This is a genomic window from Crocinitomix algicola, assembly GCF_001661595.2.
Taxonomy (GTDB): Bacteria; Bacteroidota; Bacteroidia; order Flavobacteriales_D; family Crocinitomicaceae; genus Crocinitomix; species Crocinitomix algicola.
Genome location: NZ_LYPF02000018.1, coordinates 1 through 22066 on the forward strand (window position 1 = coordinate 1; position 22066 = coordinate 22066).

Genomic DNA, 22066 nt, shown 5'->3' on the forward strand with positions numbered 1-22066 from the left:
AGAGTTGAACACTTCGCGTTAGGGATTGGAGCAATTGTTTGAGCTCTCCGTCCGTCTGAGACGGACGGAAGCGAGTGCGAAAAGCCCGCCACCCACAGTTGCAAACTGTTGGGGTGGAACGCCCAAAATAAAGAGCAAATGCACTCGAATTATATACCTTTCGTTTTATTCCCCAAAATATTTAAAAGCTTAAAAAGTGTTTGCTGAAAAATTACAATTTCTTGCTCTGATATAGTATTATCTTGAAATGAACTGAGAATTTTGGCAGGAACTTCACTAGCCTTCTTTTTTAAAGTTGTACCTTTTTTTGTTAGAGAAATCACAACTGTACGTTCATCTTTAGAAGATCTTTTTCGTTCAATAAGACCTTTTTTTTCTAATCTTTTGAGCAGCGGAGTAAGTGTATTTGACTCTAAGAATAATCGCTCGCCAATGCTATTGACTCGTTGATTGTTGTTTTCCCAAAGCGCCATTAAAACCAAGTACTGAGGATAGGTGATATCCAAGGATTTTAAAAATGGCGTATAAATTTTTGTGGTAAGTCTAGAAGTTGCGTAGAGCGGGAAGCAGAGCTGATTCTTCAAATACAATTCTGGAAATTCGGTTTGTTTCATGTCAAAAGATTTTTGATATAATCTTCCATTTTTTCTGGTGCGGTGGTTGGAGAAAATCTTTTTGCCGGCTTTCCTTCTTTATCGAAAACAAATTTGGTAAAATTCCATTTTACATTATTTCCAAACAGTCCCCCAGGCAGTGCTGATTTCATATACTTATAGAGCGGGTGCGCATTATTCCCATTCACTTCAATTTTTTCAAACATTTGAAATGAAACTCCATAATTAACCTGGCAAAACTCACTTATTTCGTTTGAATTACCTTTTTCTTGGTTTCCAAATTGATTACATGGAAACCCTAGGATTACTAGGCCTTTATCTTTATATTTTTGATACAGATTTTCAAGTCCTTCATATTGCGGTGTTAGTCCGCATTTACTCGCGGTATTTACGACTATAATTGTTTTACCCTTAAACTCATTTAATTTTAATTGCTGACCATTTAAGGTTTTCGCTTCAAAATCATAAATTGATTGATTTGATTCAGCCTGTTTTGATGGACGTTTTACTAAATAACTTAAAGCACCAGTTGACCACAATGCCCATAGTATAAGTACCGGTTGAAAAAACAAACGAAGAAGTCGTTTTTGATCAGTATCAAGGCCAAAAGCATCAATTTCATTTGTATATTGCGAGATATTGCCTGGAAAAATTAAGACGAAGAAAAGCGCCAATGCCAGTCCGACTTTTACTTTATGTTTCCATAAAAAAATCATGGCCAAACCTAAGCCAATTTCGACAAATCCGGACGCCAGAACTACAAAATCCATAAACCCTTCATTAGAAGGCAGCCATCGTGGTACTTGCGCTAAAAATTCTTGCCGTTGAAAAGTTAGGTGCCCTATTCCGGCAATGGTCATAAAGAGACCTAATACTATTCTAAAAATGTTTTGAATCATTGGTTTTATCGTATTCATATCGTTCATGATTAAATCGTGCACGACACAAATATACAAATAAAACACAATCGTCTTTAAACTACTGGTATTTTTTTATGAAATCAACATTCTTCCAGTATACTCGTACCCCTAGAATAATCTCCTGAGGTCCATTCCCACGTTTCAAGCAATCTTAATTTTCCATTTTCAAGAATTTCGGGACGGGATGAACATTTTCCGGTCATAAGTTCCCCTTTATTATTAATTTGGTGGTAACACATTTCAATATTACCGCATTCATCAACCTTACCGAGTAGCTGTCCTATTTCAATTAATCCTCCTTTGTAAGTTGCGGTAATGATATTTTTAGTTTGCTTGTATAAAAAATGTGTTTCATTTGTAACTTCACCATTCGCTGAGCTTGAAACAGGCTTAAAAATTCGATTATTATAATTTATTTTCATTTCGGATAATTTAATTTGGTACTTACTCATTGACTTATTCAACCATCAAAGAGCTTCTTCTTTTAAGACTTCCTAATACAGTTTATAGCGTGTTTTTCCTTCACCCGTATATTATAAATTGGGTTGCCAATTAATTCAGGCAAATGATTTAAAGATAACAAGCATAAGCTTTTATTTTCATATTAAAATACTCATAATTGACACTTAAGCTTACTTGAGGAAACAGTTTACGTTTAAATTTTGTTCTATCAGCTAGCTCTCAATCTATGCGATCAATTTTTTAGGGCGTAATGCTCTTATTGGTTGTTCGATTTGGTTTGATCGTTTGATTTTTAAACACGGAATTATGACCAATTAAATAATCAGTCAGGTAGAAAGTTCAAACTCCTATTTGTTCATTTACCGCAATTTAACCATTTAAATTACTTATAAAGTTATTGGCCCGTTCAAAATGAAGTTTTTGTTTATCAGGTTCCATTTTATTTAGTGTGTGCACCATCATTGACGAGCGCGGATTATTTTTAAAGAACCCTTGATGTTCGGCTATAAACCGCCAGAATAAACCATCCCAAATCGCCTCCCAACTTCCTCCTTTATAGTTACTCATTTTTTTTATATAGTTTGAGCTACTGATATAGGGTTTTGTTGCAAAAGTTCCTCCATCTGCAAATTGACTCATACCATAAACATTGGGCACCATTACCCAGTCGTACGCATCAATGAACATCTCCATGAACCAACGATAAACTTCGTTTGGATTAAACTCGCAGAGAAGCATAAAGTTTCCGAGAATCATCAATCGTTCAATATGATGACAATATCCCGTTTTTAAGACTTTTTTTATTGTTTCATCAACAGGAAGGATCCCAGTTGTCCCCTCATAAAAAGAAGATGGGATTTTTCGATTAAAATTCCAAAAATTTCTCGTTCTTGAAAACGTTCCTTTACATTCGTACATACCCCGAACAAACTCTCTCCATCCTATAATTTGACGAATAATACCTTCAACAGAATTTAATTGAATTTCTTCTCTACAGGCAAAAGCTATCAATTTTTGAACTACATCATTTGGTAATAAAAGGCCAACATTCATAAGAGGAGACAACAAACTATGATTAAGCAGTAAATGCTCCTTAACAATAGCATCTTCGTATGGTCCAAACTCAGCAAACCTATTTATTAAAAATTCGTCTAGCCATTGACTTGCAGCATGATGGGATATAGGGAAAATAGGATCAATTGTTATCGTCCCAGGATTATCCTTAAAGTTTTTTTGTGCATAGTTATATGCCTCTGTCCAGGCTTTATTTCGACTTGGGAATCGAACTGGTGGCGGAATTTTTCCTTTTGGGAATTTTTTCCTGTTTTCCTGATCAAATGTCCATTTTCCGCCAGTTGGTTTATTTTCATCGTCAATTAAGATCTTTCTTTTTTTTCGCTCCTGTTTATAGAAAGTAGTTTGGAAATAAAATTTTTTAGAAGGTTTAAAAAAATGAGCTAAGTCTCTCGAGGTATTTAAGAATTGAGGACTTTCCAATCTGTTTAAGCTACAATTTTCACCAATTGTTTGGATGCGTTCATCTAACCATTGATCTGTAGGATCGATATAATTTATGACCTGAATATTTTTAGCTTTAATTTCAATATTAAAATTGCGTATATCTGCTCGTGGATCATCTGCCTCAACATAAAAAACTTTGAGGTTGTGATTTTTTAGAGCCCTTTCGTACGCCTTCATAGTCGCACGATGAAAGGCAATTTTTTGCTTATGAAATTTATACTGTTTGAAAAATAAAAACTCCTCAATTAGGTAAGTATCCTTTCCATTCTCTAAAAGAGCATTTGACTCATATAGCTGATGAGGAAAAATTAAATTGACTTCTTTCATCTGTTATTTTTATTTTGCCTACACCGTTGACTACAATATTTTACCTGTTCCCAGTTCTTTTCCCATTTTTTTCTCCAGGTAAAAGGTTTTTTACAAACGTGGCAATACTTAATTTCATGATTAATTTTTGACATTAAAGTGAGGAATTTCATTTATTCGTACGTAAGGGTAATTGGCTACTGGCGTCAAAGCATAATAATTGTTCAATCCTCCAATTCCAACCGCCTCATAAGCTGTCAAGTTTAATTGTCCTTTTTCATTTAACAAATCATCAGGTAAATCCACTAACACGACTTCACCAACTACAAAAATGCATCCATTAGGTAAGTTTATACTTTCAAGAAATTTCATACCAATTTTAACTTTACTTTCACCAACGAATGGTGCAAAAAAACCATCAATAAAACTCCGTTTTAGATTCATTCTATCAAACTCTGATTGAGCTTTTGGAAGCTTTGCAGAGGTGTAGTGCGCTTTTTCAATAAAACTCTCAGTAATATGATTAATGGTGTAAAACTCAGTTTCTAAAATGTTCGCATAGGTATCTTTAAGTCCGTCATTTTGTGGACGCATGACCATTCCAATTTGAGCAGGATATGAACCCAAATGCACCACAGAAGAGAAAATAGCCACATTATCTTCCCCGATTTTTGAGCGTGTACCAATTAAATTAGCAGGTTTTATGCCTGTAATTGAATTAATTAAATTCAACCTAAACTTTCGATCAAGGTTATTGATTTCTTCTTTTTTTAGTTGCATTATTTCGTGTATGAGTATAAATTATTCGTTGATTTTCTTTCTGTACTAATGGATTTTTACGATGACTCCATATTTTATTTCGTGCTTTTTTACCTGCATTTTCAATATCAATAATAGGCTCAGGATAACCCAAATTAAGTTTTAAGAATTGCTTTTCAATTGGGGGAATTTTCCATGGTTCATGAATGAGATGAGCTGGCACAGCCTCTAGTTCTGGCACCCATTTTTTTATAAATATCCCATTCGGGTCATGATCTTGAGATTGTTTGATTGGATTATACATTCGAATTGTATTGATTCCAGTAGTTCCTGCTTGCATTTGAATTTGCGGATAATGAATACCGGGTTCATAATCCAGGAATAATTGAGCCAAATGATACGCACCGCTTTTCCAGTTGCAATCAAAGTGATGACAAAAGACGGATACAAGCATGGCTCTCATTCGAAAGTTTATCCATCCGGTTTGCTGCAAACAACGCATGCAGGCATCAACTAACGGAAAACCTGTTTGTCCACTTTTCCATGCCTCAATAAGTTTTGGGTCATTCGAAAACTCTAATATTTCGTACCCTTTATTGATGCATCTCAGCTCATATTGGCATTCAACCTCAAATTTTTGTATGAAATGACAATGCCAAATCAACCGAGTCAACATGCCATTAAAACCGCGTTTATAGCGTTTATAATTTTCGTGAGATTTCACAAACTGATAAGCTTGTTTTATACTTAAATTACCCCAAGCTAAATAAGGTGAAATTCTACTACAAGATTTTCTACTTTCTGAAGGCTTTGAGATATATCTACTATAGTTCTTTCCACGATCTTCGCAAAAAGATCTTAAATAAGCCCAAGCCTGATTCTCTCCTGGTTTTTGGAAGGATTCGGGATATTTTTCTAACTCATTTTTTATTTCATCTGGAAAGTTGAATGGATGCACTACTCGCTTTCTTTGAGTCCTCGAAAAAAAATTTTGAATGACCGGTTTCGAGACTTCATTCATCCATCTTTTATCCCAATCTGTCCTACTTTTTAATCCTCGAATAATACCATCTCGCTGGAATTCTATCCAATTTACTTGATGCTTTCGACATAACTTAGCAATTGCTTTGTCTCTGACCCAAGTTTTTTCAATTCCTGACTCTTGATATGAAAAGATTTTTTGTACTGTATAATTTTCGAATAGAAAATCAAATACAGGAACGGCATCACCATAACAAACCACAATTTCACGTCTAAATTTTTTAAGCTTTTCATTCATTTCAATTACCGCGTGATAATTAAATTGGTGATGCCGTAATGAATTGTCTGGAGCGGCCATTAAAGTTGGCTCAAACAAATAGATGATTAAATAATCAACCTCATCCTTTTCTGCGTAAAATAAAGGTTGATGGTCTTGCGTTCTTAAATCTCGCTTTAACCAAACCAGGTTGATTTTTTCTTTTACCATTCTAACTGTTTTTTACATTTCTTCCAAAAAGCAAAAAAGGACGAATAATCGTCATTCAAATCCGATAACCAATCTCGCGGGTGTTCAATTCCTCTGTAACTTTTATTTAAAGGATGCTCTTTGTAATTTAGGTTTTCTACATCGATTGATTCGAGCAAAGATTCAAATTCTTGAACAACACATATAATTCCAGGAATATGCCTTGCGAGTTTAACGGCAAAATCTAAACAATGAGGTGCTATTGGGAATTGTTCAAAAACACTCGGTTCTAACAATAAAATTCGTTGAGCGTCTTCATGAGTTTCCCAGAAATGGTCAAGGTTATAATAATTATAAACGAAAGTTTTTTTATTCTGTAAAATGGTCGTTTCAGCGTATGATCCCAAATCAACTTTCAATTGAAAATTCGACAAATTGGTAAGCGATTTAGGTATTGGTAAGTTTGGCAATTCATCGTACGAAAAATCAAGAAACGTATTTTTTTGTTTATCATAAAAATAACGGTTGATATTGTCCTGATTGGCGAAGTATTTTTTTTTCGAATTTGTTCCAGCAACCCATTGCCAACTTAAGTGGTTACTGGCTAAATCACCATCCAACAAGTGAGCATACATCCAATTGGCTGGCATCAGCCAATGAGAATGAGCAATATTTGTGATAATTGAAGCAATATACATGCGCATATGGTTGTGCATTTGTCCCGTTTCATAGAGTCTTTTTATTGCTTTATCTATTTGATAAATACCCGTATCTCCTTCTAATAAATCTTTGGGGATTTGATAATTGGATACGGGATTTTGGGGTGTTTTTAAATCAAAAAAAATTAAATGATCCTTTTTTCGCCATTGGATTTGCCAATAATCTCGCCATGCCAATTCTTGGATTAATTTTTCAGCATCTTTCCACTTTACGCCAGTCTGTTTGACCCATTGATAGATCTGCCTCGTTGAAATTATACCTCGCGAAATATAGGGACCAAGATTTGTAACTGCTCCATCAACATAATTACGAGTTTGGGCATAGGTAATCGGGTCGATTGCCAACAATAACTTATTCAGCTCTTCTATTTTTGTTGGAAAAACTATCGCTTTGAAATTTTATTTTGGGAAATACTCTTTTGTCGTGAACACTTGAACCGCTTTATCTGAGCAGAACGTTTCGCAAGATGTTTACTACTAACGCCACTATTCACTCGTTTTCTCCAAAGTTTAAAAGAACTTGGCTTAAGTTCTTTTCGCATTATTTTTATGACCTTACTTTCTGATAAACCAAACTGAAATTCAATGGCTTCAAAAGGTGTTCGATCTTCCCAGGCCATCTCTATTACTCGACTCACTTCTGACTCTGTCATGGATTAAACTGTTTTGATATAATCGTTTTTTGAAGAATACTTTTCTCCCTGCTGAGCAGCACAAAAGCTCCTTTACAAAATTCAAACAGTTTTCCGCGTTATTTTGTTCGAACAAGTTGACGATTTAACCCTAATCAACCCTATCTAATCGACTTAAGTAATTCACTTGTTTTAAATCGAGTTTCTCCCCTATCTCGAGCAGAAACGCTTTTGCTTGTTTATAATCTCGAAACTCTTTTAACTCTATTTTCTCTTTTTGGTTTTGGATCAAAAATATGGAATAAGATTTTACGTTTATTGAGCTAGAAACACTACGGTAATGAAAGGTCTGCGAATTACTTTGCCCGCGTAGTTCAACCCTTGAAAATTGATCTAAACTCTTCCATGTACCAACCCTAAAGAACAGTATATTAAAATAATGTTTTACTTTTCTTTGCTCAACGTCAATCACAGTTCCGTTAATAGATAGAAATAGAAAAACACCGAATAAAAATAACAGTGTGGAGAGGTAGTTATTTAAATTAAAATAGCTGTATATACCACATGCTATTGCCGTCAATCCTATATAAAAAAAGCGAAACGTTGGACCATTTATAACATTCAACTTTCGTTTAGCAATCTTTGATTTAAACATTATTTACAACAAAGTAAAACTAGCCGTTAAACCAACACTAAAATTTCTTGGTAGCTGCTGAACACCGAAAATTGCTCTGGTATGTTTTCCTTTTTCTTCAAGAAGATTCACAAATAAATCAGAAGCACCGTTCACTACTTCAGGCGAGTCGTCCCAACCTTCTACACTTTGATAATAGGCATCAATGTGATTTAAACCTTCAATCCGTTCGAGTCCAACTTTGCCATGAACTTGGGCAAGCACGTTTAACGCGCAAATTTCCATGGCTTTATACCCTTCCTTTGTAGATAAATCTTGTCCCAATCTTCCTTGAAACAAAAACTCGTTATTTACAATTGGAAACTGAATAGCAATATAAGCTATACTCCCACGAATATTTACAGAAACATAATTACCTCCTGGCGTTGAGACAGCCGGTAAGTCGTGACCTAATTTTATTAACTTATCTTTAAAATTCATGAAAAAAATTATCTTTTAAACATTCTTATCTTCAAGAGCTCGCTCTAGATCTCTTTTAAAGTCAACCGGTTTATCAACATGAAATGCTATTTTTTGATATTGTTTTTTAATCCCATAAATACCAATTAAAGTAGTTGGTTCACTCAAAGTCAAAATAATATTATGGCTTTCCAAATCACCTAAAGGAGATAGTTTTTTCGAATTTTGATCCTTCTCCAAATCAGTATTTGTCAGTTCAATTTTTAGAATATGTTTTAAGGGAATAAGACTCTCGTTCATGAAACTGTAGCGTAGACGTAGAATATCATTTTCAATTTGAATTGGTCGTTTACTTAGCCCTCGAGCAAATCCAAAAAATTGTAAAGCAGTGTACAAACTCAACCCACTTAGAACCCATGTAAAAACAGGACTCCAATCATACAAAAGAAAATGGAGGGCAACGGTTTCAACCAGAATCACCATGATTAAAGCCCCAAATAAAGCTGGTGCTCCATTTTCTTTGTGATAAGAATATGACCTCTCATTATCCCCTTGTTTATGCCAATTAATAAAACCATAATAAAAAACAGCGATTTCAGTGGCGAATGGTGAAACCAATCTCTTAGGAAGAATTTGGGAGCAAGCCATCTTTAGTGCATCAAAAAAGTCAGGAGAATGACCTGCAAAATGCTTAAAAGTTTTAATGGTCTTTCTTACTTTGATTATTACAAAGGAGAGCAGAAAAAGCTCGATAAAAGGCAAAGCCCATGTTTTAAATAAAGAAAGGTAGAACTGGTTTGCATCAGGTAAAAAATAAGAACCCACAACGAGTCCAATAATCATTACTGGAACAACTGTGGTTTTTGGAATAGATGATTTTCGGATTAGAAGAAAATAGACCAAAGGGATTGTTATCAAAAGATCAATGGTAACCGCCAAATCAAGGTAATTAGTTGTTTCAATCGTTTTGGAATTGCTCATAAAAATAGTACAAACCAATAATAGAATTGGCAACCCAAAAACCAAGAAGCTACGATTAATTCCTATTGTTTTTCCCATGATTTAAATGTTAAATATCCATTCATAATTTCCTTAATAAAGGTAAACATTAATCACCAAAAGTCATCAAAAAAACAAAAGTCTTTGTGCAGAAAACTGGTTCAATATGTCAATTGTTTTTCTAATAAAATCATATGTCTACATTGAATTCCGTTTTCATAGATTGGTGATGGGTAATTCTTAGTGAAAAAGTGATGAAAAACATCTTTTATTTCGAACCCCATTTTCTGATATAAAGCTAATTGATTGATACTGGAGTTTCCAGTGCCGATTTGCAATTTTTCATATTTTTGTTTGATCGCTTGTTTTTCTGCGAATCTCAATAATAATTTACCTAAACCTCTACCTTGCACTGATTCTTCAACCGCAATATTTACGATTTCCAACACTCTTTCTGTTCGCTGCTCTAAAACTATTACACCTTTAACTTTATTCTGAATTTTTAGAACATAACATTCTCCTGACATTAAATAATCTTCAATTTTAGTTCTGTTTGGGTCAGCTGTTAGCAATAAATCAAAGGGAGCCAATTGATTTTTCTCCAAAATGGAAATATGTATATCTTCATTTATCAACTTTCACTAGATTATTAATTATCGAAAGAATTCCTGAACTCTTTGGGAGTCATCGCAGTTTTTTTCTTAAAGAGTTTATTAAAAGATGCTGGATATTCAAACCCTAAATCATAAGCTATTTCACCAATCGACAACTTACTGATGACAAGCCGCTCTTTTGCTTTTTCAATCAGTTTATCGTGAATATGCTGCTGTGTGCTCTTACCGGTTAAAATGTTTAGCATATTACTCAAGTAATTCGACGAAATTCCAAGTTCACTCGCTATATATTCAACCGTAGGCAGACCCTGTTTGATGCCATCTGCATTATTAAAATGCGCTATTAACAATCTTTCAACTCTACCCAACAGTTCGTGGTTAGGTTTATCACGAGTTAAAAACTGTCGTTGATAAAACCTTTCTGTATAATTCAACAATAACTCTATTTGAGAATGGATAATTTTTTGGCTGAATTTATCCATATTTCCTTTACATTCATGTTCAATATTTTTCAAAATTTCCACCATTTTCATTTCCTCATGATGGGACAAGAAAAGAGCTTCATGCAGGGTGTATCCAAAAAAGCCACAGGATTTAAACTTGTTAGCCAAAGTTGAATTCCAAATAAAATCAGGATGAATGTGCAGCAAATAACCAGAAGGCTTGGCAAATGATTTTATATTTGGATTTTCCTTCAAACTTATGATCTGGTTTGGTGCAATAAAAGTCATTAAGCCTTCATCAAAATCATATTCGTTTTGTCCATAATAAAATTTATGCTTGACATTTTTTTTAAGTCCAATTGTATAATAAGCGTGTGTGATTTTCATCTCTTTCGCTATTGGAGGGTATTTGACTCTACCATAATCAATTAAACTAATTAGTGGATGGAGAGGCGGGGGCAAATCCACAAACTTATGATATTCACTAATATTCGAAAAATGCTTCAACATTGAGGTAAAATTACAGTAGCAAGATAAGAAATAATCAGACTAACATCCCGCCCGAAACTTCAATTCGTTGTCCGTTAATCCAACCAGCATCTTCATGACATAAAAAAGCAACAACTCCACCTATGTCGAATGCTTCTCCTATTCTGCCAAGAGCTGTAAGATTAGTTATAACCTTTCTTTTGGTTTCATCGTCCCGATTTGTTCCTCCTCCAAAATCTGTTGCAATTGCACCAGGCGCAATAACATTTGCAGTAATTTTTTTCGTCCCAAGCTCCTTGGCCAAGTACCTTGTAAATACTTCAACACCTCCTTTCATGATCGCATAGGCCGATGCCCCCGGAAAACTGAAACGCGTTAGACCGCTGGAAATATTAATAATTCTACCGCCTTCATTCATATTAGGTAAGAATTTTTGCGTCAAAAAATAGACACTTTTTAAATGAATATTTATCAGTTGGTCAAAATCGCTCGGTGTTGTATTTTCTATTGTATTAAACAAACCTGTGCCTGCGTTATTAATTAAATAATCAATTTTTTCCTCCTGCCATTCATGCTTCAAATAATTAGTTATCCTTTCACAAAAAAAATCAAGTTTTTCTGGCCGTGACGCGTCATATTGAAAGGCTTTTGCTCGTGCTCCTATATCTTCAATTTCCCTTTCAACTAATTTTGCACTACGCTCATCTGTGTGATACGTAAACAATACATTCACCCCATGCTTGGCAAGTCTTAATGCCATTTCTTTACCTAAACCTTTGCTTGCACCTGTTATTAATGCTATTTTTTTATCCATAACTTGTCTTTTATAATACATTACAAATTACGGACTTAATACTCGGCTAAACTTTTCCAAATCTCTGGATTAGTTTGCCAAAACAAGGATTACCTATTTAATCAAGTTAATGTGGGTAATGTTTTTCATTACTTCTATTCGATTGATAATTGAATCTATTATTAACTGATAAAGTTGATCACCTAATATCTGATCTTCAACACCGTTATCAATATTCGGATTATCATTAACTTCAATAACATATACTTGACCGTCAACATATTTTAAGTCAACACCATACAAACCATCACCAATTAGTGACGTTGCTTTAAGTGCTATATTAATTACCTTTTCTGGGACCATATTAATTGAAACGGTTTTGTGGCTACCGGATTTATCTTCTTCTTCACTTTCCCAGTTATAAATTTGCCAGTGACCTTTCTTCATGTAATACTTACACGCATAAATTGCTTTGTTATCGAGGACGCCAATTCGCCAATCAAAATTTGAGTATAAAAACTCCTGACAGATTACCATATCTGTTTTTCTAAAAAGCCTGTTCAGTTTCTTTTTTGCCTCGCGTTTGTCATTAACCTTTATAACACCGAGTGAAAAGGCACTATCTGGTTGTTTTAAAACGGTAGGATATTTAATTGAATCTAAGAGTTTTTCATTCAACATGTTTTTAGCCAACGCGAGTGTGTTAGGCGTTTTAATTTTGTGTTTTTTGAACAGCTCATGCTGATAAATCTTATTGGAACACTTCAAAATTGACCAAGGATCGTCGATAACCACAAGACCTTCGGCAAATGCTAGGCGCGAAAGCTCATAAGTGTAATGATTTACATTGGTTGTTGCACGTATAAACAATGCATCGAATTCGTTAATTTTATTAGCATCATTTTTGGATATAAATTCAACATAAACCCCTTTTTTATTCGCAATTTTTCGAAATTTTTCAAGCGCTTCTCGGTCAGAAGGAGGGTGTTCTTCAAAAGGGTTTACCAGTATTGCTAAATCATACTTGTAATTATTCAGCTTTGGGATATTATACCGCTTCTTATTAAAATGTTTGTAGGCTGCTTGATAAAAAAAATCCTTTTGCTCATTGGAAACCTCATTAAAAGTAACGACCTTGATATTTTTAATAAGCCATGTTTCTGCTTTTACAAAATTCACGTTAAACATGGGTATTTCGAATAGTTGAAAAAGTTTTAGAGCTAAACTTTTATAGGATTTATTAGACGATTGCCCGAAGTAAATATCCAACGATAATTTACTATCTTTCACTTTAGCCAACAAGTTATTTACTTGTTCGCTTAACTCCGCATATAGCGACTGAACGACATGTGCAATTTGTACATCTTTTATCGTTGATGAACTTGGAATTACGCGTTGACCACGCGCAGAAGCTAGCAATGAAATATAATAACCGTAACTCTGGTATTTATATGAGCTACATAAATTAAAAATTCGAAAATTTGCGTTGTTTTGATATAATGGGTCATTAATATAATCTTTAACAGAAACAACCTTCGCTTTGATAGTGGAATCTTGCCATATATATGGTTGATCTATAACAATCAGGTTACTTCTTTCTGGAGAGACATATTGAGCGCCTATTTTGAGTCCCATTTTAAAAGCATCCTCTCCGTTTGAATAATAGGATTTCAAAGTTTTTATAACAGAAAAACCCTTAGATTGATACCATTCCACCAATTTAAAATCTTTCGTTCTTACTTCTAACGATAGGCTCGAAAACAAATTTGTTATCGCATAGTTTTTAATATATGTTAGCAAATCACTTCCAACACCCAACTTTTGGTACTCACGCAATAGACCAATAGAATAGATACGAATCATGTGTTTATATTTGAAGAGAATCGCAGCACCAATAGGCTGATTATTTTCTAACGCGTTCTCCGCTATTACAATTTCTTGAAAAGTACTGTGGATACTATTTTTTAAATTTTGTTTTGAATTTTGTTGAAAAACTGGGAATGCAGATTTTTCCAAGTGTAAAAGAAATGCTAAATCGGATTGTTCAGCATTTCGAAAGTTTATTTTCATTTTAAAGTTTTAAGTCCATTATCGAATGTAAACTTCGTTATCTAGACCGCAGTTATAATTGGGCGAAAGGTAATTCTTTTTTAAATATTCCATCACTATTTAAAAAAAAATTTAGAGCCATCAAAAACACTGTAAAACAGTGTTTTAAATCGAAATAAAAAAATCAATGATTGGCTTTTTTATTTTGGAAACTATTCCATATTGTGCCGACTGCTAGGCTCGCTCCAACCTTATAATAAAAACCATCCAAATCATGTTCCTTATCCAATAATACAAACCTATAACCAGCACCCGTTTTAAATTTTAACCTATCATAAATTCGCAAAGAACCATGCACACCTAATTCTACAGGACTTATGAGCTCATCGTAAAACTGATGTTCGTGCGGCAAAGTTAGATTTCTATAAGAGGCAAAGCCAACACCAATGTGAATATAGGATACAAATTCGAAACGTCCAACCGAATAAAACGTATACTCTTCTGCAAACCCTAAGAATTGCACACGAACTTGTTCGTTATTTCCGGCCCAAAACAAATTATTGTTATAAGTTATGACATGTTTTAATCGCTCACCGTATTGAATTCCAAAATAAACTCCATAGATTGTGCTTGGGTCTCCTAAAAGATAAGTCCGTCGGTTATTTAAACCATAGGTTAATGATTTTTTCTCTTTTAACGGAGCAATTAATAAGCTATCAATCTGCGCATTAACATCTGCATCAACACATAGAAAAGCAACAAACACATGGAGTATCAGCAATTTACCTTTGAACACACGAGACAACATAAATAGTATTGCTTGCAAGATTGAATTAAATCAACAAATTTTAACAGCAAGATCGCAATTAAATCTAAACTAGCCGATTCTCATCCCATTTTCGACCTTGAGGTCTGGAGAAATGATTGTTACCTCCCCTTCATTTCCAACAACTCCCATTACCAAGCACTCTGACATCATTGTAGCAATCTGTTTAGGAGGGAAGTTTACAACGGCCACAATCTGTTTCCCAATTAACTCTTCCGGTTGATATTTTTTTGTGATTTGAGCAGAAGTCTTTCTTGTTCCAAATTCTCCAAAGTCAATTGTCATTTTATAGGCTGGATTTCGGACTTCTTTAAAAACCTCAGCCGTTAGTATAGTTCCTACACGCATTTCAACCTTTGTAAAATCAGACCATTCAATTTCCGTTATCTTTCCCATATTTCTTTAAATACTCATCAAGCGAAAAACCAATAATCATTGACTGGCTTTTTGTTCCAACTGTTTAATTTTTCTTTTATTTCTATTTTCCCATCTGGCGAAGCCACTACAATGATTATTTGAGGATTTTTTAGGGAAGCAACAGTATTGTAATGTTCCATTTTGACACCATAAATATCCTTCCCTATTTTTCGTTCATTATCACAAACCCAATGAAAGTTATCCTTGTAACTTTGAAGAAGTTTTGCCATATCTTTCCCATTCCTACCCGCACCCCAGAGTACCAAGGGACGATTTTGATCTCGATCAATTTCGTAAAAAAAACGCAATTTCATTTCAAAATATCGATTATCTTCATATTCCTCCCAAGTTCTAGAAATTCGGTTAGATCGATCACGCCAATAATGTAAGATTTTATCAATTCCAATAACTTTCAGTTTAGCCCGATACATTCGAAAACATAAATCATAATCTTCGGGGTAGATGATGGGATTGAATGCATCAATAGCATCTAAATCATCCTTATGAATAATCCAACAATGAGAAGGAATCACACACTCTTTATAAATTTCCTGATAATGCGAACTTGTTCGTGCCACCTCATTCAGCCATTTCTCATAGCGTAAAAAGCCATCCCCAACTACGCCTTCATCAACAAAATGTTTTGTTCCGCCCGCTATAACATGTCCTTTTCCATATTTTAACCATTCATCTACTAAAATTTGCAACTTATAATCGGGCATTTTATCGTCAGAATCCATTCGATTTATTAACGAACCTTTTGCACGAGCATAACCATACTGCAAAGTAGGAATTAACTTAGGTTGATCACTATTTAAAAATTTAATTCGCTTATCCTTTTGGGCATACGCATTTATGATAGCTGGCGTATCATCAGTTGAATGATCATTAATTGCCAAAAGCTCCCAATTGGTGTAAGTTTGATTCAAAACAGAATCCAAACAAGCTTCTAAAAATGGACCGGTATTCTTTGCAGCTAATATTATTGAGACTAAAGGTTCTTTTTCCATGCAGACGGGAGTTTTTTTTCTATTTCTATTGCTGTAAAATCTTTCGTTATTTGCGCTCCAAACAGGTAAGCATGTTGAGCCATTTCCTGCAAAGCTTCTTTTAAAGGTTGACTGGATATTGGTTTGAAAAACTGCTTAAACTTATCATGATTTGCGTAGGCATGTTTCATTTCATTTCTTGCAGGAACATGATTGATCGAAACTTCTTTACCCATTACTTCCATAACAGCTAAAGCCAGTTGATTAACGGAATAAACATCATCTGCCCCAATATCAAAAATCTCATTATATGCCGCTGAACAATTAACCGACTTTGCGATGTATGGTGCAATAGACGAAATGGGTGTAAATGCCCTGGTTTGTTCACCATCGCCAAAAATAGTTAGTGCTTGATTTTTCATTATTTGGTTCATAAATATACCAATTACATTCCTATACTTATCACCAATATTTTGCCCAGGTCCATACACATTATGTGGCCTAAAAATAATCGAATTCAAACCAAAATGGTTATGTGCCATTTCCAAATCTTTTTCAACTGCAAACTTAGCCATTCCGTAAGGATCTTCTGGCTGCGGTATTTGCCCTTCGTGATGTGGTAAATCATTTTTTCCATACACAGCAATGGAAGAGGCGAAAACAAAACACTTTATATTATGATTAACAGCTGCATTGATCAAGTTCACACTCCCTATTAAGTTGTTTTGATAATTGAACCGTCGAATAAAATGACTTAAGCCTTCCGCAGCATATGCGGCCATGTGATAAACGTAATCAAATTTATATGTTTCGAACAACTTTTCAATCAATTCAAAATCAAGGATTGACCCTTCAATAAATACACAACCATTCGGTATATTATGTTTAAAACCACCTGATAAATCATCGAGTATAACTACTTTATGTTTTAACTGAATCAGTTCTTTTGCTATGTGCGATCCAATAAAACCTGCTCCACCGGTAACCAAAGATTTTTTTGACATAATGCAAAACTAGTGGATTTTAAATAGAAACCATCTTTAGTTTTCATTCATTCAGGTTCCAATTGTAAGGCAAATAAGAAATCTCTGCTTTATCACTTATTGGTGCTGGGGCGTATTTATTAATGAAGGCTAAAACCGAAGATGTACCTTGTTTGAAATCTCCCGAATACCATTTAAATAATTTTGACAATTCAACCTTATTTGAGGAGATTTTATTTTTTTTAGTATCCCGAAGAAAAGCTTGAGTTTGATCAGTTAATTGAGCATCAAGTTTACTTCCAATATAAGCTTCATTCCTTAATTTAGGACATGATTGAGCGGCACAATTCACCGCAAAATGAATACGAGGCTCATTAAATTCTTTACGAATTATACCGTGTTCGATATTATTCAAATCATATGTTTCGTTCCCAATTCTAATGAACTTTATATCCCAGGGCGTATTCACTTTATAGATTCCACCACCTAATTCTTTAATACTTTTTACTGGATAATTTTTGACAATTAATTTTACTGTAAAAGCATTGTAAGCATTAATCCAAAAGGCGAGTTGATTCTCTTTTGACCAAGATTTTTGAGGATGGTTTTGTGACAACTCAGTTAAATATTCATCCAATCGTGCAACGTCCTTTTTAAACCCTTTATAATTTACCTTACCATCGACAGAAACATATTTTTTAGTTAAATTGTTCCATATACTGTGGTCATGAATAGTTTGAGAAAATGCCGTTGAATAAATCCCGACTATAAAAATTAGCGTAAGTAATTGAAAAATTTTCGTCATTATACTAAAGTTGATTTACATTGTGAAGCTATCGATAATTATACCAACATTAAACGAGGCTCGACTAATTGGTCGACTTCTAGATCGTTTACTTACAGAACCTGCTGAAAAACTCGACATTATTGTTGTTGATGGCGGTAGTAAAGATGAAACCCTAAAAATTGTACAGTCTTATCCCGTGCGTATTTTTAAGTCTGCTCCATCACGTGCTAAACAGATGAATTTGGGGGTTGAAAAAGCTAAATTTGAAAATCTTTATTTTGTTCATGCCGATACTTTACCACCACTTAACTATCTAGAAGACTGGAAGGAATTGGTTTCGCATCCAGCAATTAAAGCTGCCTGTTATAGAAGTAAGTTCGAATGCGATAAACGTGTTTTAAAAATCAATGAATATTTTACTCGTTTTTACTGGTTAGCGGCGCGGGGTGGAGACCAGTCCTTATTTATATCCAAGACCTATTTTCAAGACCTAAAAGGCTTTAATCCAACTCATGAAATAATGGAAGAATACCCTTTAATTGAAAAAATGTTAGCGGATAAAACGCTTAAAATTATTCCAAAAACAATTTTAATTTCAACGCGAAAATACGATTCAAGATCTTGGTTCAAGGTCAACCGAGCAAATTTTGTTGCTTTCCAGATGTTCCGGAATGGAGCTTCAAATAAAAAGATAAAAGAACGATATAAACAATTATTATCGGATTAAAAAGCCTCTCCAATCGTCATGTAAAATTGTAAACCTTCAAATCCTCGAGCAATATCCAACCGTAGATGACTCATTTGTTTTTTACTTAATTGAAACCGTAATCCACCACCATATGACCATAATTGTCGGTTAGTAAATACGTCACTATACGTATTTCCTACTGATCCAATTGACGAAAAAACAGTACCTCTTAACCGCTTGTAAATAGGAAATCGATATTCCATTTGCAACATTCCAATATTACGGTCAATGAATCGTCGATCATTGAATCCTCTCCCCTTTTTACCTGAAGAGAAGTAGTAATAGGTAAAAAATGGAGAATTTCCAATTGTGGTTCCTGTGTATAAATTTGTTGCAATGGTGTGTTTATCCTTCAGCGTAAAATAATGTGTCACATCTAATTGCATCAATCCATAACTAAAATCGGCAAGGGTATAATCACCACTCGTTTCTGCAATAAAATTAGCCAATACTCCTTTTCTCGGGTAAAAAATATCATCACGCGTATCGTACGACATTGAAATTCCAACCGTACTAACCACTCCGCCTTCACTGCCAATTGGATTATTTAAAGTCAATAAGGAATCCATTCGTGGTATTTCGAAATAATCAAAACGATACTGAAATCCCACTAAAAAAGTAGGTTTAACTCGGTAAGACAATGTAGCTAATAACCGAGGAAAATTCGCATCATAGGTCTCTAAATCAACCTCTTTCGAGTCAATTCCAATTCCGAAATAGTTAAAAAAATAGCGATAGTACCCCAATTCTCCATGAATTTTCCATTTTTGTTTCAAGTACAATTCATAGGGTAAAAAAAACAAGATTTGATTTTTGAGGGTATAAGCCGAACCTAAGCTAATCTGAGATTTTCTCCAAGCTTTTTCTTTTCCGGCATTAAACACCATAATTCCTGCAGCACCAAATGACAAGCTAGTTTCTGGAAGAAAAAAGACAACGGGAAAACCTGTTAGACTAAAATCATTTTTAGCATCATAGTTAGTCGTATCATTGGAAGACTGGGCAAAACTAAAACAATATAACAGACTGAGGAGCAATGAAAAAAAACGTATCATAACAGTATGATAGTCGTAAAAAGGATAAAACCTTACAAATTTAATTCACAATGAAAACATCGCCATCCTTAACGCACGAGACCGATGGAAAAATTGATTTTGCCTCTTCAAGAAGTGGGTCAATGTTTTTATATCGCGATGAAAAATGTCCGAGTAATAATTGCCCTACTTGGGCTTGAGAGGCAATTTCTGCTGCTTGGGCAGCTGTAGAATGACCTGTTGCTTTAGCACGATCCAAATGTTCTTGTGTGAATGTTGCTTCATGATACAGCAAATCTGCTCCTTTTATCCAATCGGGTAGTTTAGTATAAAATTTTGTATCTGTACAATACGCATAAGATTTTAACTTTTCTTTTGGAAAAACAAGGTCTTTAAAAGGTAAAGTCACATTAATTCTCTTCACATCTTCCCCTCTTTTTGCGGACAAAATTTCAGTCAAACTGAGCTTATACTTCTCAATTTTTTCAGGATTCACACGGTATTCTTTTTCCTTTTCTTGAAATAAAAATCCATGGCATTTAATCCTATGCTTTAAGGGAAAGGCAAAAACTTCAATGGAATTATCTTCAAAAATCCGTGTTTTTTCTTTCACGTCAACTGGATAAAAGTTGAGTTGATAGGAAAGATAAACTTGTGCTAATTTAAAATTATGCCTTATGATTTCCTCTAATTCTGGAGGTCCATAAATTGCAAGTTCTTGTGTTCTCCCCCAAAGACTCATTGAAGTTAGTAATCCGAAAATCCCGAAATAATGGTCTCCGTGTAAATGAGAAATGAAAATCATTTGAATACGCTGAAACTTCACCTTGAATTTGCGCATTTGTAATTGGGTTCCTTCTCCACAATCAATTAAAATACGACGTTCGTTGAAATTTAGATATTGGGCTGTGACACCACGATGCAGAACTGGCACTGCAGATCCCGAGCCCAATATGGTCAAGTTGATTGGCATGAATACGAAGATAGGAAAAATAGGGGATTACATTCCTGGTAATCCTCCTCCTCTCATTCCCTTCATCTGACGCATCATATTTGCCATGTTCTTTTTATTTGACATCATATGCATCACTTTCTTAGTCTCGTTAAATTGTTTCAGAAGTTTGTTTACATCCTGGATTGATGTTCCTGACCCGGCCGCAATTCTTTTCTTTCTCGAACCATTTAGGACAGCTGGTTCGGCTCTCTCTTTTGGTGTCATCGATTGAATTATTGCTTCGATTCCTTTAAATGCATCATCATCAATTTCAACACCTTTCATGGCTTTACCCATACCCGGAATCATTCCCATCAAATCTTTCACATTCCCCATCTTCTTTATCTGTTGAAGTTGTGAATAAAAGTCGTCAAAATCAAATTTATTTTGAGCGATTTTCTTTTGAAGTTTCTTGGCTTCCTTTTCGTCAAATTGTTCTTGAGCTTTTTCTACTAAGGATACAACATCTCCCATCCCTAATATTCGGTCAGCCATACGTTTTGGGTAAAACAGATCTAAAGCATCCATTTTTTCCCCTGTACCAACAAATTTAATTGGTTTGTTGACTACAGATTTAATAGATAATGCTGCACCACCTCGTGTATCACCATCTAATTTAGTAAGAACAACACCATCAAAATCAATTCGCTCATCAAAGGCTTTTGCAGTATTTACGGCATCTTGCCCTGTCATGGAATCTACAACAAATAATGTTTCAGTTGGATTAATAGCGTTCTTAACCGCCGCTATTTCTGTCATCATTTCTTCATCTACGGCCAAACGACCAGCGGTATCAATAATAACTACGTTAAAACCGTTACTTTTAGCATGACTGATTGCTGCTTCAGCAATTTTAACTGGATTTTTCTCTTCACGATTAGAATAAACCTCAACGCCTAACTGCTCTCCTAAGACGTGAATCTGATCAATCGCTGCCGGTCGATAAACATCACAAGCCACCAATAGCGGATTTTTTCGTTGTTTATTCTTCAACCAATTTGCAAGCTTTCCAGAGAAAGTTGTTTTACCTGATCCTTGCAGACCAGACATTAAAATAACGCCAGGATTTCCTTTAAAGTTAATGTCCTCTTGCTCACTTCCCATTAACTCCACTAATTCCTCATGGCAAATTTTGGTAAGGAGTTGGCCGGGAGAAATGGTCGTTAAAACATTTCTACCAATTGCTTTTTCTTTAACCGTTTTGGTAAATTCCTTTGCGGTTTTATAACTAACATCGGCATCTAACAGGGCTCTACGAACCTCTTTCAAGGTTTCCGCAACATTTACTTCCGTAATTTGTCCATGTCCTTTTAAAACTTTAAAAGCTCTATCAAATTTTTCGGTCAAATTTTCAAACATCTTCTTAACTTTATTTTTGGATAGCAAAGATAATAATTTTATAGCGCCTTATAACGCTGAATACAATCG

At 34.5% G+C, this 22066-nt stretch carries 25 protein-coding genes and 1 pseudogene; 1 reads left to right on the forward strand and 25 read right to left on the reverse strand.

Annotated elements, in window-relative coordinates:
* Positions 1-149: 149 nt before the first annotated feature.
* The 22 genes and pseudogenes from A8143_RS11530 to A8143_RS11630 form a co-directional block, all read right to left on the reverse strand.
* Entirely contained in the window at positions 150-614 is a 465-nt protein-coding gene (locus tag A8143_RS11530) for a MarR family winged helix-turn-helix transcriptional regulator (protein WP_066758893.1), read from the reverse strand.
* Positions 611-1084, reverse strand: coding sequence for a glutathione peroxidase (locus A8143_RS11535; RefSeq protein ID WP_066759174.1), 474 nt, complete (start codon positions 1082-1084; stop codon positions 611-613). Before A8143_RS11535 ends, A8143_RS11530 begins: the two co-directional genes overlap by 4 nt.
* Positions 1085-1114: 30 nt before the next feature.
* Positions 1115-1531: pseudogene (locus tag A8143_RS17435) on the reverse strand (DoxX family protein); the annotation flags it as partial.
* 83 nt (positions 1532-1614) lie between these two features.
* Positions 1615-1956 carry a n-acetylglutamate synthase gene (locus A8143_RS11545; protein WP_066759176.1) on the reverse strand — a complete coding sequence of 114 codons (342 nt, stop codon included), beginning with the start codon at positions 1954-1956 and terminating at the stop codon, positions 1615-1617.
* 409 nt (positions 1957-2365) lie between these two features.
* A complete protein-coding gene (locus A8143_RS11550) occupies positions 2366-3844 on the reverse strand; it encodes a cryptochrome/photolyase family protein (RefSeq protein ID WP_066758895.1) in 1479 nt (492 codons plus the stop codon).
* A complete protein-coding gene (locus A8143_RS16700; protein ID WP_083261368.1) occupies positions 3841-3978 on the reverse strand; it encodes a DUF2256 domain-containing protein in 138 nt (45 codons plus the stop codon). Before A8143_RS16700 ends, A8143_RS11550 begins: the two co-directional genes overlap by 4 nt.
* Positions 3965-4603, reverse strand: coding sequence for a flavin reductase family protein (locus A8143_RS11555; protein ID WP_066758897.1), 639 nt, complete (start codon positions 4601-4603; stop codon positions 3965-3967). Before A8143_RS11555 ends, A8143_RS16700 begins: the two co-directional genes overlap by 14 nt.
* Positions 4575-6050 (reverse strand): cryptochrome/deoxyribodipyrimidine photo-lyase family protein, encoded by a 1476-nt coding sequence (locus tag A8143_RS11560; protein WP_066758899.1) that lies wholly within the window; start codon positions 6048-6050, stop codon positions 4575-4577. Before A8143_RS11560 ends, A8143_RS11555 begins: the two co-directional genes overlap by 29 nt.
* Positions 6044-7093, reverse strand: a complete 1050-nt coding sequence (locus A8143_RS11565) for an FAD-binding domain-containing protein (protein ID WP_245676503.1) — start codon at positions 7091-7093, stop codon at positions 6044-6046. Before A8143_RS11565 ends, A8143_RS11560 begins: the two co-directional genes overlap by 7 nt.
* A 38-nt stretch (positions 7094-7131) precedes the next feature.
* Entirely contained in the window at positions 7132-7401 is a 270-nt protein-coding gene (locus A8143_RS11570; protein ID WP_066758905.1) for a TIGR03643 family protein, read from the reverse strand.
* Positions 7402-7531: 130 nt separating this feature from the next.
* On the reverse strand, positions 7532-8035 hold the full coding sequence (locus A8143_RS11575) for a hypothetical protein (RefSeq protein WP_066758906.1): 504 nt from the start codon (positions 8033-8035) through the stop codon (positions 7532-7534).
* Between the two features lie 3 nt (positions 8036-8038).
* Positions 8039-8494, reverse strand: a complete 456-nt coding sequence (locus A8143_RS11580) for a RidA family protein (protein ID WP_066758907.1) — start codon at positions 8492-8494, stop codon at positions 8039-8041.
* Positions 8495-8509: 15 nt separating this feature from the next.
* Positions 8510-9532 carry a hypothetical protein gene (locus A8143_RS11585; protein WP_066758908.1) on the reverse strand — a complete coding sequence of 341 codons (1023 nt, stop codon included), beginning with the start codon at positions 9530-9532 and terminating at the stop codon, positions 8510-8512.
* Positions 9533-9633: 101 nt separating this feature from the next.
* A complete protein-coding gene (locus A8143_RS11590; RefSeq protein WP_245676504.1) occupies positions 9634-10107 on the reverse strand; it encodes a GNAT family N-acetyltransferase in 474 nt (157 codons plus the stop codon).
* A 14-nt stretch (positions 10108-10121) separates the two neighbouring features.
* Positions 10122-11039, reverse strand: a complete 918-nt coding sequence (locus A8143_RS11595) for a helix-turn-helix domain-containing protein (protein ID WP_066758909.1) — start codon at positions 11037-11039, stop codon at positions 10122-10124.
* 34 nt (positions 11040-11073) lie between these two features.
* The gene (locus A8143_RS11600; RefSeq protein ID WP_066758911.1) at positions 11074-11832 is read right to left on the reverse strand and encodes an SDR family NAD(P)-dependent oxidoreductase; all 759 of its coding nucleotides are present in this window, start codon (positions 11830-11832) and stop codon (positions 11074-11076) included.
* Between the two features lie 93 nt (positions 11833-11925).
* Positions 11926-13881, reverse strand: a complete 1956-nt coding sequence (locus A8143_RS11605) for a GNAT family N-acetyltransferase (RefSeq protein WP_083261353.1) — start codon at positions 13879-13881, stop codon at positions 11926-11928.
* Between the two features lie 163 nt (positions 13882-14044).
* The gene (locus tag A8143_RS11610; protein ID WP_139134343.1) at positions 14045-14686 is read right to left on the reverse strand and encodes a hypothetical protein; all 642 of its coding nucleotides are present in this window, start codon (positions 14684-14686) and stop codon (positions 14045-14047) included.
* A gap of 51 nt (positions 14687-14737) precedes the next feature.
* Positions 14738-15082 carry a tRNA-binding protein gene (locus A8143_RS11615; RefSeq protein WP_066758915.1) on the reverse strand — a complete coding sequence of 115 codons (345 nt, stop codon included), beginning with the start codon at positions 15080-15082 and terminating at the stop codon, positions 14738-14740.
* Between the two features lie 17 nt (positions 15083-15099).
* Positions 15100-16113, reverse strand: a complete 1014-nt coding sequence (locus A8143_RS11620) for a glycosyltransferase family 2 protein (protein WP_066758917.1) — start codon at positions 16111-16113, stop codon at positions 15100-15102.
* Complete coding sequence (locus tag A8143_RS11625) at positions 16095-17096, reverse strand: NAD-dependent epimerase/dehydratase family protein (RefSeq protein WP_066758919.1); 1002 nt, start codon at positions 17094-17096, stop codon at positions 16095-16097. The genes A8143_RS11620 and A8143_RS11625 overlap by 19 nt, the downstream gene beginning before the upstream one ends.
* Before the next feature lie 43 nt (positions 17097-17139).
* Positions 17140-17880 carry a DUF547 domain-containing protein gene (locus A8143_RS11630; protein WP_066758921.1) on the reverse strand — a complete coding sequence of 247 codons (741 nt, stop codon included), beginning with the start codon at positions 17878-17880 and terminating at the stop codon, positions 17140-17142.
* A gap of 22 nt (positions 17881-17902) precedes the next feature.
* On the opposite strand from A8143_RS11630, the gene A8143_RS11635 reads away from it, so the two are divergent.
* The gene (locus tag A8143_RS11635; RefSeq protein WP_066759181.1) at positions 17903-18589 is read left to right on the forward strand and encodes a TIGR04283 family arsenosugar biosynthesis glycosyltransferase; all 687 of its coding nucleotides are present in this window, start codon (positions 17903-17905) and stop codon (positions 18587-18589) included.
* On the opposite strand, the gene A8143_RS11640 is transcribed toward A8143_RS11635, so the two are convergent.
* Genes A8143_RS11640 through ffh form a run of 3 tightly spaced genes read right to left on the reverse strand, consistent with a single transcriptional unit; the run spans position 18586 to position 21997 of the window.
* Positions 18586-19665, reverse strand: a complete 1080-nt coding sequence (locus A8143_RS11640) for a BamA/TamA family outer membrane protein (RefSeq protein WP_066758924.1) — start codon at positions 19663-19665, stop codon at positions 18586-18588. The genes A8143_RS11635 and A8143_RS11640 overlap by 4 nt on opposite strands.
* A 40-nt stretch (positions 19666-19705) precedes the next feature.
* Positions 19706-20617 carry a ribonuclease Z gene (locus A8143_RS11645; protein WP_066758926.1) on the reverse strand — a complete coding sequence of 304 codons (912 nt, stop codon included), beginning with the start codon at positions 20615-20617 and terminating at the stop codon, positions 19706-19708.
* 27 nt (positions 20618-20644) lie between these two features.
* A complete protein-coding gene (ffh, locus tag A8143_RS11650; RefSeq protein WP_066758928.1) occupies positions 20645-21997 on the reverse strand; it encodes a signal recognition particle protein in 1353 nt (450 codons plus the stop codon).
* Positions 21998-22066: the final 69 nt, after the last annotated feature.